The sequence below is a fragment of the Paenibacillus sp. Cedars genome, assembly GCF_003184205.1.
GTDB lineage: Bacteria > Bacillota > Bacilli > Paenibacillales > Paenibacillaceae > Paenibacillus_AQ > Paenibacillus_AQ glucanolyticus.
Genome location: NZ_CP020866.1, coordinates 4,560,961 through 4,578,222 on the forward strand (window position 1 = coordinate 4,560,961; position 17,262 = coordinate 4,578,222).

Consider the following 17,262-nt stretch of genomic DNA (forward strand, 5'->3'; position numbering starts at 1 on the left):
ATCACTATAACTAATTTCTGCATGATTTTCGGATAAATTAGTCGGGTACTTCCGAATGGTAAAATATGATAATTTATTAATTAGAAAGCGTTTTCATCCTTCTGCTGCACTCAACCGTTTTATTTTATTGACAGTATGTCCAGATTCGATTTAAGGAGGTGAAGTCTAACCCCTGAAAGCCCCTAGCGGGAGCTGAAAATTCCACCGTCTGATGAGCGCATCATGAAGTTTTATCAGCAAACAGCTCTTGACCACTTCATTACAAAGGAGATGCTAATGATAAACTTAACAAAGAAATCTTTACTGTCCTTCACGCTGATCGCCGCTATGCTGTTCTCACTAATTCCATCCTTAACATCAGCAGCAGAGGCAGACCAGATCAGCCCGCTGAGCAGCGGTCCCCAAGCTTACGTCGATGCTATGCAGCCGGGCTGGAATCTGGGTAATTCGCTTGATTCCGTCGGGTCCGATGAGACCGCATGGGGAAATCCGCGCATCACCAAGGCTCTGATCGATCAAATCGCGGCTCAAGGCTATAAGAGCATCCGAATTCCCGTAACCTGGAATAACCAAATCGGCAGCGCACCGAATTACACCATCAATGCCTCCTACATGAATCGTGTACAGGAGGTTGTGGATTGGGCGCTTGAGGCCAATTTGTATGTCATGATCAATGTTCATCACGATTCATGGTTATGGATCAGCCATATGGAGAACAACCGCAATGAGGTTGTAGCCAAGTACAACGCCGTCTGGACCCAAATCGCCAATCGTTTCAAGAACCATTCCAGCAAACTGATGTTTGAAAGCGTCAATGAACCCCGCTTCTCGGATGGCGGTACCACCAGCGAAACCAAGGCCTTTCAGATGCTGGATGAGCTCAATGTCTCATTCCACCGGATTGTACGCAGCTCTGGAGCGCAGAACGCTGTACGCCCGCTTGTGCTGTCTACCCTGGAAGCTTCGCCGACCCAGACCAGAATGAACGAGCTCTACAACACCATGACCAAACTGAATGATTCCAATCTCATGGCCACCGTTCATTATTATGGATTCTGGCCGTTTAGCGTTAATATTGCGGGATACACTCGCTTTGAAACCGATACCCGAAACGACATCGACCAGACATTCAACAACGTGTACAACACCTTTATTGCCAGAGGTATTCCTGTCATCCTGGGTGAATATGGACTGCTTGGCTTCGATCAGAACACCGGGGTCATTGAGCAGGGGGAAAAACTGAAGTTTTTTGAATACCTGACCTATTATCTCAAGCAGAAAAACATCACACATATGTTATGGGATAACGGCCAGCACTTCAAGCGAACGGCCTTCACCTGGTCCGATCCCGAGCTTTATAACATGATGAAGGCGGGTTGGAGCGGACGCTCCTCTACGGCTGACACGGATCTTGTATTCGTGAAAAAAGGGGCGGCTGTCCAGGACAAAAGCATTCCGTTGAACCTTAACGGCAACACGTTATCCGAGATCCGCACGAACGGACAGCTCTTAACAGCCGGACAGGACTACGTCTTAAGCGGAAATTCCATCACTTTTAAATCCGGACTGCTAACCAGATTGACCTCTTCGGGCCAGCTCGGCGTAAATGCCGTACTGACGGCCAAGTTCAACCGTGGAGCGGATTGGAACTTCAGGGTCATTCAGAACGATAAACCTGTGCTGCGCAGCACGCAGGGCTCCACTGCTTCCTTCAGCATTCCAACCACATTCAATGGGGATCAGCTTGCTACGATGGAGGCCGTATATGCCACGGGTGGGAATGCAGGGCCACAGGACTGGACCTCCTTCAAGGAGTTTGAGTATACCTTCTCTCCATCCTATGCCAGCGGTGAAATCAAACTGAAGCCGGCCTTCTTCAATGAAGTCCGAGACGGCGAGATTATTCTCAAGTTCCATTTCTGGAGCGGGGAGATCATCACCTACAAAATCACGAAAAACGGCAGCAGCGTCACCGGAAACGTATCATAGACGACATATCACCAATAACAACGGCCTGCCGGAAATTCTTCCAGCAGGCCGTTGTCCTCATTCTTTCCAGCGAAATTTCTAGCCGAGGGGCGGATGAACAGCAGCATGCTGTATGGTTCCTGTATTTCATCCAACAGTAGAATGAACAAAAGCTCAAGTGATATCACTTGAGCTCTCATCTTATCATGCTTCAACTATACTTTTTTCTCAGCCAGAAATTTATCGATAATCCCCGATATCATATGCATGCTCACGGGTTTGCTTACATACTCATCCATGCCCATTTCTAAATACCTCTCGCGATCACCTTTAATCGCATGGGCTGTCACCGCCACGATATATGGATCTCTTTCGGATGATATGGATTCTTTAATAGCCTTGACCGCATCCATGCCATCCATGAACGGCATTTGGATATCCATGAACACAATATCATACGGATGACGTTTAAATGCCTCAACGGCCTCAAGTCCATTGTGGACCGTGGTGGAATTGTATCCCAGCTTCTCAAGCATTTTCTTAAGGACCAGCTGATTAACCTCATTATCCTCTGCGATCAAAATTCTAAGTTCATTGCCGGAAACATGATTCTCTTGGATGGTCCCGTTGTTCTGTATACCGCTAGCATTTGTTTTAAATGAGAAATCAACCGTAAACGCAAACACAGATCCTGACCCGTTAAGATTCCGTTCGTACCATATATCCCCGCCCATCAGTTTAACGAGCTTTTTACAGATAGCCAGACCCAATCCGGTTCCCTCCACCTTCCGGGTCATATAATGATCCACTTGATAGAAGGGTTCAAATAAATGGGCAACCTTCTCTTCTGGCACGCCAATGCCCGTATCCACAACGGAGAATTGGATAAGGGGCGGATTACCTTCATGGTTGAGGCACTGAACCGAGATGGAGACTGCGCCATTGGGTGTAAACTTGATTGCATTGCTAAGCAGGTTCATCAATACCTGTCGAAGCTTGGTCACATCCCCATGGACCTGATCCGGTACTTCGGAGGCTACGGAAGTGGTCACCTCGATATTTTTCTCTAGCGCCTTCGGCAGAATCATGTTCATGGTTTCGGACAGAGCGATCCTTAGACTAAATGTTTCTTCCACCAGTTCGGTTCTGCCTGATTCGATTTTTGAAAAATCTAAAATATCATTGATTATGTTCAGAAGGGTTGTCCCGCTTTTCTTGATGATCTGAACATAATCCCGCTGCTCCTCGTCAAGCTCTGTCTCCAGTATCAAGTCCGTCATCCCGATGACGCCGTTCATCGGTGTGCGTATCTCATGGCTCATCATGGCGAGGAACTCGCTCTTCGCCTTGTTGGTCTTCTCGGCCGCTTCCTTCTCGATGATCAGCCGCTTCTGCTCCGTCATGTCCTTGGCAATGATGTAGAAGCCCACGTTTTGGTTATGAATGACGATCGGCGCCAAGGTGGCCAGCACTTCAACCGTATGCCCATCCCTGTGATGGATACCGTTAATCCCTTTCTCGACAGCAACATAATCAGCCGCGGAAGAGAGTATCCGGGAAAGGTTGCGTTCACCGATTAAACGCGAGATCTTCGTTCCGATTAATTCCGGAATTTTAAAACCGGTCAGCTGTTCTGCCATCTGGTTCCCGTTAATGATCTTTCCTTCGAGGTTGAAGGAGATAATCGCATCGTGGTTATATTTTTTCAGCGAGGTATAGCGCTCTATGCTTTCCTGCAGCCTTTGCTCGGCGACTTTACTATCAGTAATATCAACGATTTGCGAAATGAAAAATAAAGGGGTATTCTCCTTGTCATCCCGAACCAGGGATACGTGCATCGATGCCCAGATCTGATTGCCGTCTTTATGTGAGAATTGTTTCTCAACCGCTATGGTTGAGGACGTATCATCCAGGGAATGGAGCAGCTTCTCTTTATTATTAATGCAATTAGAATAAACATAATCGGATGCCGGCTGTGCCATTAATTCTTCCTCTGTGTAGCCGAACATTTTGCAAGCCGCAGGATTTACGCTGATCCAATGCCCTTCTACCGTAACCAGGGCAATGCCAATTGGGGCACTTTTGTAAACATGTTCAAACAAAGCTTGATGGCCAAAAATATTGACATCACTCATACTCTGCACCTCCTGATATCGATTATTATACATCAGCATGTTCAAAATGGGGACTTTTCAGGGATTTATCGTTGGAATTAATCTTCGATAGGATCATTCGATAGGATCATCGGCATCGGTATACCATACAATAGACGCCGTGTTCTGCGTGTTCGTCAATTTAATAATCGTTTCTTGATAGTCATAGGATCTATTCAGTCGGAGAGCCTCATCCGTCAGCCCCATATCTGCCATGCCCTTTACTACACATTCCCTTAATAGCGGACGATCCAGCAAATGCCTGGATTGAGCGTCCCTGATAAAGGCAAGTCTGGATTCAACCGTAGCAGTCTTGAAGAAAAGTTCCACGTCCTCCGGATCTGGTCCATCCTTCATCGCATCAATCATCAGCCGCTCGTGCTTTTTGTGCTCTGATGAGGTCTGAACAATTCCGATCGGGTATCTTGTCGGATAGACTACTTCTGCTTGACGTCTCTGCTGCAACCCTTCTATGTATTCCAACATATCCGCAATGGGCTCAAGGGCAAATCGCTGCTGTAATTTGTGCTTGGCCCGAACAACGCTCTCTTGAACATCCTCTACTTCCCGGTTGATTATATAAGAGGCATAGTGGCTAGTTTCGGGAAAGTAGTGGTATAGTATACTGTTCTCTGTATATACCACGCGCAAGAATTCGTGAATATTAGCTGCTACAATCCAAACCTCCTGATCCATATTCATAGGAGACACACATACGATGTACGCTTGCTCTAAATCAGCAGCCAATCCGAAATCTGTTAAGAATCCATAATGTATTCCATCTACTCCGCAAGATGCAAACGGAATTACATCAGGCGGAGTCGACATATAGCGGATATCCTCTTGTGTCATGATCAAGCCCAAATTGAAATCAAGTGATAAGTCCTCCGCACGCAGTTCCTGTTCAAATTCAAACAGCCCCCTGACCGTTTCAGGAACAGCGTATTTGCCATAGTAATTCAAGTTCAGTTGATTCATATTCGTATCCACTCCATCCCTTTTTTGCGCGACAACTCGCTAATATGCATATAAAGCAGTCCCCTTTATTCAGTTACCCGTATTTTAATCCGTCACATCATGTGAAGGTCAATCCTGATGAAACTTTTATTTTAAATGATCCCAAACAGCATAAATCCGATGATGTTGATCGCCAGATTGGCAAACATATGGACCATCCAGGACGCATAAATGTTGCCGTTTCGCTCATTCAGCCAGTTGAACAGGAGTCCCGCCACAAACAAACTGACAATGAGCAGCAGGAACAGCTCTACGGAGAACCAGCTGGTCATCATGGCAATATGATACACGGCAAATGCCCCTGCACTGAACAGATAAGCAAACCTGCGTCCAACCTGTTCCTTCAGCGTGAAAAAAGCAAACCCCCGGAAAAAGAACTCCTCCAGCAGCGAATTGACAATCGATATATAAATAGCTACGAAGATGAAGTTGCCTGCATCTACCCCGAGGTTATTCTGCAGAGCTCCCGTTACCTTGGAAAAATCAAAGAACGGCCCGATTAAGAAGTATCCGCCCAGGATCAAGGCAAATACGCCGAGTCCCAGCAGCAGAGACCTCGAAAGCCCTTTTCTCTCGAAGGTAAACAGCCTGCGAAACGGTATCCCGCCCGTGATTAAGGCATAACCGATCGGCAGCGTCAGAAACAACATGACCTTGATAATGGATTTGACCGCGTAATCCGGACGGATTACCGCATCGACAAAACTCATGGCCAGGCAGCTCAGCACCATAATCGCTATGACGGAAATGATCTTTTTTCTGGATCTCATATCGTATCTCCTTCGGCTGCTTATCGCAGTTTTCGCTATATAAGAGTTCTATGTACGGAGCATAATGCCCTCTACCAAAAAAAAGAAAGCCTCTGATACAATGATCAGAGGCTTTCCACTGTTCTCTTATGATACATAGCGGCCAAGCGCCGCTTGATATACACTCTTAGGCCGGAGTCCGATTAGTTTGTCCGTCGGTTCTCCGTTATGAAACACAATCACCGTCGGCATGGACATGATGCCGAATTGGGCAGCAAGCTCCGGGGATTCGTCGCAATCCACCTGATAGATATCGAGGCGACCCGCTTCCTCATGACTCAGTTCTTCGAGAATGGGGAGCAGCACTTTGCAGGGCGGGCACCATGTGGCCCCGAATTCAACAAGAGTGACTCCGTTGGGTTTGATCGCGCTTTGAAAGCTTGATGACTCTAATCGTGGTAAACTCATTTGTTTTCCTCCGCTTCTTCCGATTTTCGTTCGTCCAGAATCGATTGCATGCGTTCCTCCAGATTTGTCTTGATATGATTCAACTGGTGGATTTGCGCCTCGATCTCTGCGATTTTTTGCCGAAAAATCGGAAACACCTCCGTACAAAACGCCTCTTTGTTCTTCAAGACGCAGTGCAGGAACCCGGCGATCTGCTCGGTAGACAATCCAAGATTCAGATACAACTGGATGGTTCGCACCTGATCCTCGGCAAGTACCGAATATTCCCGATATCCGTTTTCGTTTCGAGCCGGCGTAAGCAGCCCTTGCTGTTCGTAGTAACGAAGCGAACGAATGCTGACGCCGGTACGGGCGGCAAGTTCTCCGATTTTCATGCTTTCACGCCTCCTGGATGAACGATTGAATTCCATTGTAAACCCTGACACTAGTGTGAGGGTCAAGCGTATTTCGCCCATTCGAATCGTCCATTATTTAGAATCGATGATTGCATCGTCTATTTTTCATTTTCTTTTCTTGGATTTGCTTCTAGAGTCCTTGCGAAGCTGGGGCCGGCGATACGGCGGCACATGCTGGAGCATCGTGTGGAACACGGTTCCCCACTGCTCCTCGTTCAGCTGACCCATGGGAAGCTCACGATCCACTCTCAGCAACTTGACCAGCCTGGCTATCTGGGGAGGGGTGAATATCTCCGATAGCGCTGCGTATAACGGCAGCTTCGGGTCCCGTAATCCATAGGTTGCCAGCGCCGAGAACATCTGGTGATGCTGCGGGGAAACAAGCGGCTGTTCCCTCCGGCGGATGGAGAGGATGGCTGAATCCACCTTGGGCGGCGGTGCAAAATGATCGGGCGATACCGTCCGAACGAGCCGGATCTCATACTGCATCCTCCAGTTTAAAATTCGCGGATTTCGAATGGAGTGCGATGTGAATCCTTTTGCCGCTCCCTTTTCCACCAAGATTACGGCTCTCTGCATCGGAACTGCCGGATGGAGCAGCTTCCCGAAGATCGGCGTTGTGATCGAATAAGGAATATTGGCGACTACAACAAAGGGTTTCGAGGGCAACGATGTTTCAAGGAAATCGCACTGCTTGACTTCAATATTGCCCCTTTCCCCCATTTTGTCCAACAATTTATGGATAAGTACTGAATCGATCTCAATAGCAAGCACCTTGGCCGCTTTCTCTGCCAGCGGAAAAGTCAGCGCCCCGGCACCTGCTCCGATATCAAGAACGGTTTCATGAGGATGAATCCGAGCCAAATCGATCATATCATGAATCAAACGTTTGCTGATGATCATATTTTGCGACGGGAAGTTTGAAGATGTCTTCAACGGATCCCGATGATTTTTATTTTTTTTAAACACAAAAAAGCACCTCATTCATTTGTATAGTAATGAAAAAGGTACAGCACAAATAATCCTTCACATTTTCACGAGAAAATGCCTGGAATTAGCTGGTCTGTACCGTCATTAGCGAATACGCATGAATGAAATGCCACACATGTAAATGGAATCCTCCTTGCTGCTGCCAGATAAAATGTAACAACCACAGTGTAGCACAGGCAGTCATTGAGCTCACGGGGACGTTCTATTAAAAAGATTCTTTACCACCCAAGGCAGGTCATAAATATGGTAAGTTGAAGAAGATGTAATCTGAATACCGATATCGACACAGATTGGTGTTCTGGCAGAACTTGAAGGGGAGACGGATATGGGACTCTATTTCACGAACGAAACCATCGAAGCGGATAGCGGGGACAACAACTATGTAAGAAACCAAATGATTGAATTTAATCTGAACCATTTTCCGGACGACTTAAAAGGCAGGTACCAGGAAATAAACTTGTTGTTAAGGAATGCGGACGGTGAGATCTTGGGCGGGATTGTTGGGGAAATATGCTGGAACTGGCTTGAGATCCACTATCTGTTTGTGGATGAGCGATTCCGTAAATCGGGGTACGGCGCCAAGCTGTTAAGCGAGGTGGAAAACATGGCGAGAGAGAAACAATGCGAATTCGTGAAATTGGACACGCTGAGCTTTCAAGCCTTGGATTTTTACATCAAGCAGGGTTATGAAATATACGGCAAGATCGAGAATGCCGGCCGGCATACGCATTACTATATGAAAAAGGATCTTTAAAAATAAAAAAAAAGAAACAGCTAAGCGCTGCCTTCCCTCTCAGCTCTCAGCCGATTTCTTCTTTTTCGATTTGCTTGCTGCCTTTTTAACTCGTCTTGAAATGCTTCAATCCCGCTGAACGCGGGGTAAAAGCCGATATGTTTCTTAAACGCCGCAAAATGCACCAGATTCCCGTGAAAGTCGAAGGTAGGCATCTGGTAGCTGATTTTTTCTCTGGCTTCTGGAGCCGACTCCCTGATTACATTCCTTAATGTCTGAAGGATGCTTTGCACCTCCGGCGTACAGCTCGTAATGTACTCGTCGGGGATGCTTTCACAATATCCAGGACTTTTCAATTACAAACAGGGGTTAACACCTTACATACTTGCGTTTGAAACCAAGTTTCCCTCTCTCAACTTCTTTTCTAATATTCTCGGAAGCATGGAGGAATTTGCTCTTCCCCTTGTCCCGATTGATTTCGACCGGGCCTATTGCCTCTGCGATCTTCACCGCCTTATCATGGAGCGGCAAATAAGATATGGCCACGGTGTAAATGAAAGTATTCATTGCAGACTTCGTTCGGTCCGGTGAATCGTGAATGGTTTTTTGCACCAGTTCGAGCATGTCCGAGATTTTGCCTTCCGGGAACTCGCGATCCGGTCTGCTGCCGAGCAGCCAGCAGTAACAGCTCCATCCTGCTGACATTCTCAGCTCTTCGCCGCTTGCGATCCATTGATCCGCGACTTCTTGAGCAATATTTGTCTCTGCCAACGTAACGGCAACCACATAATCGGACAGCATATAAAAATAAGCTGCATCCATCCAACGATCAAAATCCGCTGCAGTCATCGCTTGAGGGTCTGCAATGATGCCGGCAAAGTACATGGCGTCGTAGTTACCGGTGGCGTAGAGCTGCTCAGCCAAAGGCTGATTGATTTTGATTGTCTTGGCCATCGGCTTCATGGCGCCTGTCGCCACGCCAAAGAGCGGTTCATGCGCCCCATTGGACAGGTACATTTTCTTGAGTCGTTCCTTGCCGAGTCCTTCAAGCTCCAGCATAACGGATTCTACATTCATGGTTCGACACTCACTTCCTTCATTGGCTTAATATACGGATGCCGGATAAGCGACCCAGCATTTCACATGACTTGAGTGTACATGAACAATGACGGGTAAGCCTAGTCCCCCCTTGGTGGAAAATAGTTCTGGATTAAAAAACGGCAATCGCTCCCGATTGGAATATCGGGAAACGATCGCCGGCTGTAGAAGTTATATAGCCTCCGGTTGCTCCGTTTGAACTTTCGGTGTCACCACCGACACAAGAAGTTCGTTGGCCGAAGAGATCGGCACCACGCCTCCTGGCAGCTTGAGATCCCCGACATGTAAAGAATCCCCGATCTCCAGTTCACTGATATCAATTGGAATGGCGGCAGGAATATGGTCCGGGAAGGATTCAATCTCGATGAAGGTGCTTTGGATTTGGACAACTCCTCCAGCCTTGGCTCCCTTCGCGGTGCCAATGTAATCGAGATTAACTCTCGTGCGCACAACTTCGTTTATATGGATACGTAAAAAGTCGACATGAATGTATTCACGAGTTACGGGATCACGCTGAACGGACTCCAGCAATACGGGAATTGGCTCCTGATTGTCCAAACAAAGCTCAAGGATCCCTCCCTTGCCGTTCCTTGCCCATTTGCCGAACTCACTGGCTGACAGCTGAATCATCATATTATCTTCCCCTGCGCCAAATACAATCGCCGGGATTAGTCCCGATAGGCGAAGCTGCTTCAGTCCGGTTTTGTTCATAACAGCGCGCGTTTCTGCTCGTAAATTTACTCTCATCTCAACAACACTCCTCAGATTATTATGATTTGGGCCCACTCATCCATCAATCGTCCATCATAAACTACGGATTTCTCCCCCCGTAGCAGGGAAAGCGGGAGCACCATTGCATCACCTCCAAATAGACATTTAATGTAAAACGCCTTAAATACGCGAGAAGGCACCTCGTCCCAAGGGAACGAAATGCCTAATTACTTGGTACCATATCATAGAAAAGGGCAATTGTCGAACGCATCAGATTATAGAACAATCGAAATGTTCAAATTCCTACTTATCGGCAAGAAACAGCCTGTTATGTTTATTGAAAAAATCAAAGTACACTTTGGTGTTTTCCAATTCCCACCATTGCTTGATGTCGACTGGATTCGTGTCTAAATCATATATTTTGGTAAACTCCATCGCCAGTAAAAACGGGGAGTGCGTTGCAATGATAAATTGACATCCGCAATAGTGAGCCATTTGTTCTAACATCTTGACAAGTTCAAGCTGCATTTTAGGAGACAGACTGTTCTCCGGTTCATCCAAGCAATACAATGTGTCATTTTTTAATTTGGAATTGAAATAACTCAGGGCTGTCTCGCCGTTGCTGTTCAGCTTAACCTCAGTGCCGGCGACTCTGCGAATAAACTCCCTGCGTGAGACTGATTTTTTTCTTGAAAGCACCTGTAACCTCAGTGCTTCATAATCGTCCATGCTATTCATTTTCACTGTTTTGCCATATTTCAGATTTCCGTTACGATCTCCCCATTCCAATCTGATATCTTCGGTGCTATCTGCGATTTCCTCGTTGTTTGTGCGGACTGTAAGCATATAATCAAAAACATCATCACTTGTGATGATTCTGCTTCCATTTGGAATTCGATATTTAAATCCCTCATCGTCAAATCCAAGTTCAAATTTACAATGTTCAACGTATAAATCAAACATTTCACTTGAATTGAATGGTGCAATACGGTTGAGTTCCAATCGATTTGCTATAAGGTTTAGGAGCGTACTTTTTCCCGAGCCGTTTCCTCCATATAAAATAGTTATTTTTGAAAAACTCAATTCGGAGAACTGACTTTTCGAGAAAATGCCGCATGGGTAAGTATTATCGATATATCCAAATTTACCGCCATTTTCTACCATTCGTTGCTGTATCAACGAGGATTCTTCATCAATGGGTAATATGAATTTATCTAGATACATTTCACTCCTCCTTCATACATCGAATCTGCTATGTGTTGATTATACAGTGTGAACATGCTCCGAGTGATACCTACAGATTTCTATTCTACGTAAAAAGACTATCGACAAGTACTTTTAGTTTAATATTACTTAACCCAATATTGCTTAGCAATACGTTGACCTTGTTTAATTTTCGCCCACTGTTCGTCTTCCGCTAATTCATTCCCGCCATCACAGGAAGCTTCTTATAGACAACGATTCAATGAGAATCTCTCAGGCGCTGCGTAGCATATTGAGTATGCGTGTTAGTTCGGTAGGCCTTCAAACTATGGGCGCACGCCTTCACTGGAGCATGAAAAACTCCGGAATATTTCCGTCTTGGCCGCTTCTTACTGTCCCGGAAACTCTTATTTTTCACCTAATGTTCCACTAGCTTACTTTACTGCTAATTTAGAAGCGGCTTTAGTTGAAGGTGCGAACAGATACCCGAGATTACTTTATAAGGAACAACACTAACTAAGTTAATTTCTGCAATAGAGTCTTTTATAAAAAGTGCATATCATCTTTTCAAGCAACAAAAAAGAGGGGCCTTGGCCCCTCTTTATCTTTTTCAAGTCCAAGATGTTCTAAATAAATTGGACGAAATTCGCATCATCCGGGAGTTCGCCTCATCTTCCGCTCCGTTGCTGTATGCGTCAATACTACTCAACTATTATTATTTCCCGACCAACAGTTGAGTAGTATTCCACATGTGTCGATCCATCATGATGGCTATTCCGAATGCTTGTTATCGATAAGTCCAGCCTTCTCCAGCATCCGCTGAACGATGACCGCCGTTTCCGCTCTGGTGATGTCGCTTTTCGGCTGTAGCCCTGTGTCGGATCCGCTCACAAGTCCCATTTTCACCGTAGCTGCGACCGCTTGTTGGGCCCAAATAGCTACCGAAGCGCGGTCCGCGAACTTCGAGAGTGCAGCATCCGCTTCCGCTACGCTGAGGCTCGTGTCTAATCCTGCAAGCTTCATGGCCCGTGCGATCATGACCATTGCCTCTTCGCGAGTGATCGTCTCTGCCGGATGAAATGTTCCGTCCTCGTCCCCCGCGGTGATGCCATATTCCTGCGCCGTCGCTACCGCTCCGGCATACCAGTCACCGGATTTCACATCCTCGAACGTAGATTTTACTCCATTGTTTGTCAGTCCCAGCGCCCGCACGATAATCGCCGCGAATTCCGCGCGCGTGATAGCTGCGTTGGGCAGATAATGAGTTGCATCAACCCCGTTCACTACCATTCGTGACGCCATGTCATTGACTGCTGCTTGAGACCAATGTCCCTCCACATCCGCAAACCTCATCGGATGCCAAATCAGTGAGTACGTGCTGTTCATCATACTACTCGCAACTGAGTAATACTTCCCATCTCGTAAAGTTAAATTAGTAGGTACATGTCGGACTCTACCATTTGCTTCTAACACAATGGCCGTTGTGACCTTGTTCGGATCGACTCCTTCCGGCAACGGAATTTCACGCTCTACATAGGACGTAAACTTGTCTAAGTTCACTGTCTTCCCCTTGTACGAGGCCGTTATCGTAAAATCAACGGGCGGAAACATTACGGTAAATCGTCCTTTTTTTGACGTATTTTCCAAAAGTCTTATTTTATCTATCCCGCTCTTCGCAATATCCACATGCACCAAGACGTCCTTCAGCACCACCGGGTCTCCAAGCTGTGCCGAAAAACGATCCATCCCGAGTTCCGTCGCAGGCAACTTGTAGTTTCCGTTAGGTGTGTGAACCTCTATTATAGCTTGCTTGTTCTTTAGGGATTCCACCGCTTCCCCGGTCAGCGCCACGGTCACTTTATCGGCGCTCGAATTCACGGCAATCACGATTACTGGCTTATCTACTTCTTTCGCCAGTGCCTCAGACAGTTTTGCTGCATCGATGGTAACCGACTGCACGGTCAGTCCATTGTCGGTCGTGATGGCATCTGTCGTGATTCCCTCTTGCATCTGGCCACTGATGGTCACATGAATGTTGTTTTGCGTCTTCGGAACATTTATTGAGTTGTGGTTGAACGGCGGGTTCGTAGTTGAAGGAGTGCCACCGGATGAATTTGGAGGAGTGCTGCCCGTTCTGGGAGTCGCACTCGCTTCGTTGGAGTAGCCGCTATATCCTGACTCGTTGCTTGCCATCACCGCAAAATAATACGTTGTCCCGTTCGTCAGACCTGTCGCTGTATAGCTGGTCGTCGAACCGTTCACCGTGGCGATTGGTGTTGAATCGTATACACCGGAAGCCGTTCCTCCGTAGACACTGTAGGTAACTGTTCCGGGCACGCCGCTCCAGCTTAATTCAACTTGTTCGTTCCCGGCGTTCGCGGTAAGTCCCGTCGGAGCCGTCGGAGCTCCCGGGGATGGCATCTGCGGTGTCGCGCTCGCTTCGTTGGAGTAGCCGCTATATCCTGACTCGTTGCTTGCCGTCACTGCAAAGTAATACGCCGTCCCGTTCGTCAGGCCTGTCGCTGTATAGCTGGTCGTCGAACCGTTCACCGTGGCGATAGGCGTTGAATCGTATACACCAGAAGCCGTTCCTCCGTAGACACTGTAGGTAACTGTTCCGGGCATGCCGCTCCAGCTTAATTCAACTTGTTCGTTCCCGGCGTTCGCGGTAAGTCCCGTCGGAGCTCCCGGGGATGGCATCTGCGGTGTCGCGCTCGCTTCGTTGGAGTAGCCGCTATATCCTGACTCGTTGCTTGCCGTCACCACAAAGTAATACGCCATCCCGTTCGTTAGACCTGTCACTGTATAGCTGGTCGTCGAACCGTTCACCGTGGCGATTGGTGTTGAATCGTATACACCGGAAGCCGTTCCTCCGTAGACACTGTAGGTAACTGTTCCGGGCACGCCGCTCCAGCTTAATTCAACTTGTTCGTTCCCGGCTGTTGCAGTCAATCCCGTTGGAGTCCCTGGCGGGGTCGAATCACTTACGGTTATCGATAGAGTCTGTGCCGCTCCCCTGCTGAATGTAAACGTCAGGTTCACTGTACCCACTGACTGCGCAGCAAGGTACTCCTTCTTGATCGTCACTGTGTTCCCGCCTGAAACGGTATAGTCCGTTCCCGGCACCAAAGTCTCCGTTCCAAACGTAATGCTGCTCAGCGTATTGCCATATAGCGTCCATGTTGTCGTCACATCCGTATAGGATGCGGCTTCGGCATATTTGTCAAAGCTCGCGATCGCCGGACTGATCATGTTCTCTGGCAACACGTTAAAAGCGTAGGCATCGGCTATTCCAGCCGAAACGCCATTTCCCTGAGCCTCAAGGGCTAAAACATAAAGTACATGCTGTCCGTATGGCAGCGAGGTCAACGTTCCAGTCCAGTTACCTCCGGACGGACTCGCCTTCACCCAAGCACCTTCCGTATGATCGAGCTGGAAGTAAACGCCTTGTACCTCCGGGGAATAGGGGCTGTAGGTATTAGACACTTCGAAAGTAAACGTCGTATCCGGACCGTAAGCAATGTTGCCGGGCAATGGTGTAATCGCAACAGTCAATGGATTCGTTGTACGCCCGGCAAAATCAAACGTACTCACATTGTTACTGTCAATATTGGCGACATAGACTTTGTTCGTCACTGGATTCACCGCCACCCCCACAGGTCCTTTTCCCGCCAGTACGGCCGTAGACGTGTTGCTCTCACCGTCAATAATGCTCATGGTATCGTTGACAATATTGGCGACATAAATTTTGTTCGTCACCGGATTCACCGCGACGGCCCTTGGCCCATATCCCACTGCTACTGTCGTCGTCCCGTTGTTCTCACCGTCAATGACAGTCACATTGCCGGTGAAATTATTGGTGACATAGATTTTGTTCGTTACCGGATTCACCGCGACGGCATTAGTAACGTTTCCCGTTGCTACCGTTGTCGTCTCGTTGCTCGCGCCATCTATGACAGTTACGTAGTAGATCATATCACTGGTCACATAGATTTTGTTCGTCACCGGATTCACCGCGATTGCCCCTGGCCCATATCCTGTTGCTACTGTCGTCGTCTCGTTGTTTGTGCCGTCAATAACCGTCACATTGTGGCTTTCCGTATTACTGACATAGATTTTGTTCGTTACTGGATTCACATCGATTGCAGAAGGACCGGCTCCTGCATCTACCGTTGTCGTCTCGTTGCTCGCACCATCAATGACCGTCACGCTGTTGCTACCACTATTGGCAACATAGATTTTGTTTGTTACTGGGTTCACCACGACTTTCGCTGGATAAATTCCTGTTGCTATCGTTGTCGTCTCGTTGCTCACCCCATCAATGACAGTTATAGTGTTGCTGTCAGAATTGGTGACATAGATTTTGTTCGTTACTGTATTCACCGCGACGGCAGTAGGATTAACTCCCACTGCTAAAGTCGTCGTCTCGTTGCTCGCACCGTCAATGACCGTCACGCTGTGGCTGCGAATATTGGCGACATAAATTTTGTTCGTCACCGGATTCACCGCGACGGAAATAGGACCGTCTTCCCCCTCTACCGTCGTCGGTGTGTAGCTCGCACCGTCAATGACCGTCACGGTGTCACTCATTTGATTAGCGACATAGATTTTATTCGTAACCGGGTTCACCGCGACCGCAACAGGAAAATCTCCCGCTGCTATCGTCGTCATTGCCGTGTCGCTCTCCCCGTCAATGACCGTCACTTTATCGTCTTCATTGGCGACATAGATCTTGTTCGTCACCGGGTTCACCGCCACGGCCTCAGGACGGTATCCTGCCCCTACCGTAGTCATTGCCTTGTCGGTCGCTCCGTCAATGATCGTCACGTTATTACTGCTCGTATTGGCGACATAGATTTTGTTCGTCACCGGATTCACCGCGACCCCCCAAGGAGCACTTCCTACCTTTTCCGATGACATGATCGTGTCGCTCGCCCCGTCAATGACCGACACAGTACTGCTGTAAATATTGTTGACGTAGATTTTGTTCGTCACCGGGTTCACCGCGACTCTAGAAGGACGGACGTCCGTCACTAATGTCTTCTTGTAGGTCGAGCCTTCAATGACAGTCACGGTGTCGTCTACTTGATTGGCGACATAGGCTTTGTTCGTCACTGAGTTTACCGCGACTGCAACAGGTTTATTTCCTACCTTTACCTCTGTCGTTTCGTTGCTCACACCGTCAATGATCGTCACGGTGTTGCTATTAACATTAACGACATAAATTTTGTTCGTCACCGTGTTCACTTCGACTGAAGTAGGAGAGGACCCTACTGCTACCTTTGTCGTCACCGTGTCGCTCTCCCCGTCAATGACAGCTACTTTCTGTTCGCCAAGGGTGACATAGATTTTGTTCGTCACCGGGTTCACCGAGACTTTTTCAGGATTTTTGCCTACCTCTATAGTCTTCGACTTATTGGTCGCTCCGTCAATGATCGTCATGTTGTGGCTGAGTTTATTGACTACATAAATTTTGTTCGTTACCGGATTCACCGCGACTGAATAAGGCAAACGACCTGTTTCCACGTTTTTCAAACTCGTATCTGCCGAAGTCGACTCGGGTGCCGCAAAAAATGCTGCAATCAGAAGAATGATTAAGACAATCTTCAGAATCCGACTCCGTCTAATCGATAACACGACATATATCACTCCCATCTTTTCAATTATTCAGCAGTGTGACGGCTTGTTATAGAGAATTCCTCCCTTGCAATTAACACTTCATGTATCACTATAAGAGATTATTTGGGTTATAGGGTCTCAAGTTCATATCAATTTTG

Annotated in this window: 12 protein-coding genes and 1 pseudogene; 2 read left to right on the forward strand and 11 right to left on the reverse strand. The window is 47.5% G+C overall.

Annotated features, from left to right (window positions below):
* Positions 1 to 276: 276 nt before the first annotated feature.
* On the forward strand, positions 277 to 1,989 hold the full coding sequence (locus B9D94_RS22775) for a cellulase family glycosylhydrolase (protein ID WP_148248040.1): 1,713 nt from the start codon (positions 277 to 279) through the stop codon (positions 1,987 to 1,989).
* A gap of 194 nt (positions 1,990 to 2,183) precedes the next feature.
* Here B9D94_RS22775 and B9D94_RS22780 read toward each other — a convergent pair whose 3' ends face one another.
* The 6 genes from B9D94_RS22780 to erm form a co-directional block, all read right to left on the reverse strand.
* Positions 2,184 to 4,103 carry a PAS domain S-box protein gene (locus tag B9D94_RS22780; protein ID WP_148248041.1) on the reverse strand — a complete coding sequence of 640 codons (1,920 nt, stop codon included), beginning with the start codon at positions 4,101 to 4,103 and terminating at the stop codon, positions 2,184 to 2,186.
* Between the two features lie 93 nt (positions 4,104 to 4,196).
* Positions 4,197 to 5,099: a hypothetical protein gene (locus B9D94_RS22785; RefSeq protein WP_148248042.1), complete on the reverse strand. Its 903-nt coding sequence runs from the start codon at positions 5,097 to 5,099 to the stop codon at positions 4,197 to 4,199.
* Positions 5,100 to 5,230: 131 nt separating this feature from the next.
* Positions 5,231 to 5,908: a CPBP family intramembrane glutamic endopeptidase gene (locus B9D94_RS22790; protein ID WP_063478783.1), complete on the reverse strand. Its 678-nt coding sequence runs from the start codon at positions 5,906 to 5,908 to the stop codon at positions 5,231 to 5,233.
* A 126-nt stretch (positions 5,909 to 6,034) separates the two neighbouring features.
* Positions 6,035 to 6,355: a thioredoxin family protein gene (locus B9D94_RS22795; RefSeq protein ID WP_006208604.1), complete on the reverse strand. Its 321-nt coding sequence runs from the start codon at positions 6,353 to 6,355 to the stop codon at positions 6,035 to 6,037.
* Positions 6,352 to 6,729, reverse strand: a complete 378-nt coding sequence (locus tag B9D94_RS22800; protein WP_006208603.1) for a MerR family DNA-binding transcriptional regulator — start codon at positions 6,727 to 6,729, stop codon at positions 6,352 to 6,354. Before B9D94_RS22800 ends, B9D94_RS22795 begins: the two co-directional genes overlap by 4 nt.
* Before the next feature lie 126 nt (positions 6,730 to 6,855).
* Positions 6,856 to 7,719, reverse strand: coding sequence for a 23S ribosomal RNA methyltransferase Erm (gene erm, locus B9D94_RS22805; protein ID WP_006208602.1), 864 nt, complete (start codon positions 7,717 to 7,719; stop codon positions 6,856 to 6,858).
* A 346-nt stretch (positions 7,720 to 8,065) separates the two neighbouring features.
* On the opposite strand from erm, the gene B9D94_RS22810 reads away from it, so the two are divergent.
* Positions 8,066 to 8,494, forward strand: a complete 429-nt coding sequence (locus B9D94_RS22810) for a GNAT family N-acetyltransferase (RefSeq protein ID WP_063478781.1) — start codon at positions 8,066 to 8,068, stop codon at positions 8,492 to 8,494.
* Positions 8,495 to 8,577: 83 nt separating this feature from the next.
* Here B9D94_RS22810 and B9D94_RS22815 read toward each other — a convergent pair.
* The 5 genes and pseudogenes from B9D94_RS22815 to B9D94_RS22835 form a co-directional block, all read right to left on the reverse strand.
* A pseudogene (locus B9D94_RS22815) lies at positions 8,578 to 8,829 on the reverse strand (iron chaperone); the annotation flags it as partial.
* A 13-nt stretch (positions 8,830 to 8,842) separates the two neighbouring features.
* Positions 8,843 to 9,550: a DNA alkylation repair protein gene (locus B9D94_RS22820; RefSeq protein ID WP_148248043.1), complete on the reverse strand. Its 708-nt coding sequence runs from the start codon at positions 9,548 to 9,550 to the stop codon at positions 8,843 to 8,845.
* 192 nt (positions 9,551 to 9,742) lie between these two features.
* Positions 9,743 to 10,318, reverse strand: a complete 576-nt coding sequence (locus tag B9D94_RS22825; protein ID WP_148248044.1) for a 50S ribosomal protein L25 — start codon at positions 10,316 to 10,318, stop codon at positions 9,743 to 9,745.
* A 267-nt stretch (positions 10,319 to 10,585) separates the two neighbouring features.
* Positions 10,586 to 11,506, reverse strand: a complete 921-nt coding sequence (locus tag B9D94_RS22830) for an AAA family ATPase (RefSeq protein WP_006208597.1) — start codon at positions 11,504 to 11,506, stop codon at positions 10,586 to 10,588.
* A gap of 750 nt (positions 11,507 to 12,256) precedes the next feature.
* The gene (locus B9D94_RS22835) at positions 12,257 to 17,122 is read right to left on the reverse strand and encodes an S-layer homology domain-containing protein (protein ID WP_172963986.1); all 4,866 of its coding nucleotides are present in this window, start codon (positions 17,120 to 17,122) and stop codon (positions 12,257 to 12,259) included.
* Between the last annotated feature and the right edge of the window lie 140 nt (positions 17,123 to 17,262).

Coding starts and splice junctions, on each gene's coding strand:
- B9D94_RS22775 (WP_148248040.1), top strand. CDS start 277: ATGATAAACTTAACAAAGAAATCTTTACTGTCCTTCACGCTGATCGCC.
- B9D94_RS22780 (WP_148248041.1), bottom strand. CDS start 4,103: ATGAGTGATGTCAATATTTTTGGCCATCAAGCTTTGTTTGAACATGTT.
- B9D94_RS22785 (WP_148248042.1), bottom strand. CDS start 5,099: ATGAATCAACTGAACTTGAATTACTATGGCAAATACGCTGTTCCTGAA.
- B9D94_RS22790 (WP_063478783.1), bottom strand. CDS start 5,908: ATGAGATCCAGAAAAAAGATCATTTCCGTCATAGCGATTATGGTGCTG.
- B9D94_RS22795 (WP_006208604.1), bottom strand. CDS start 6,355: ATGAGTTTACCACGATTAGAGTCATCAAGCTTTCAAAGCGCGATCAAA.
- B9D94_RS22800 (WP_006208603.1), bottom strand. CDS start 6,729: ATGAAAATCGGAGAACTTGCCGCCCGTACCGGCGTCAGCATTCGTTCG.
- B9D94_RS22810 (WP_063478781.1), top strand. CDS start 8,066: ATGGGACTCTATTTCACGAACGAAACCATCGAAGCGGATAGCGGGGAC.
- B9D94_RS22820 (WP_148248043.1), bottom strand. CDS start 9,550: ATGAATGTAGAATCCGTTATGCTGGAGCTTGAAGGACTCGGCAAGGAA.
- B9D94_RS22825 (WP_148248044.1), bottom strand. CDS start 10,318: ATGAGAGTAAATTTACGAGCAGAAACGCGCGCTGTTATGAACAAAACC.
- B9D94_RS22830 (WP_006208597.1), bottom strand. CDS start 11,506: ATGTATCTAGATAAATTCATATTACCCATTGATGAAGAATCCTCGTTG.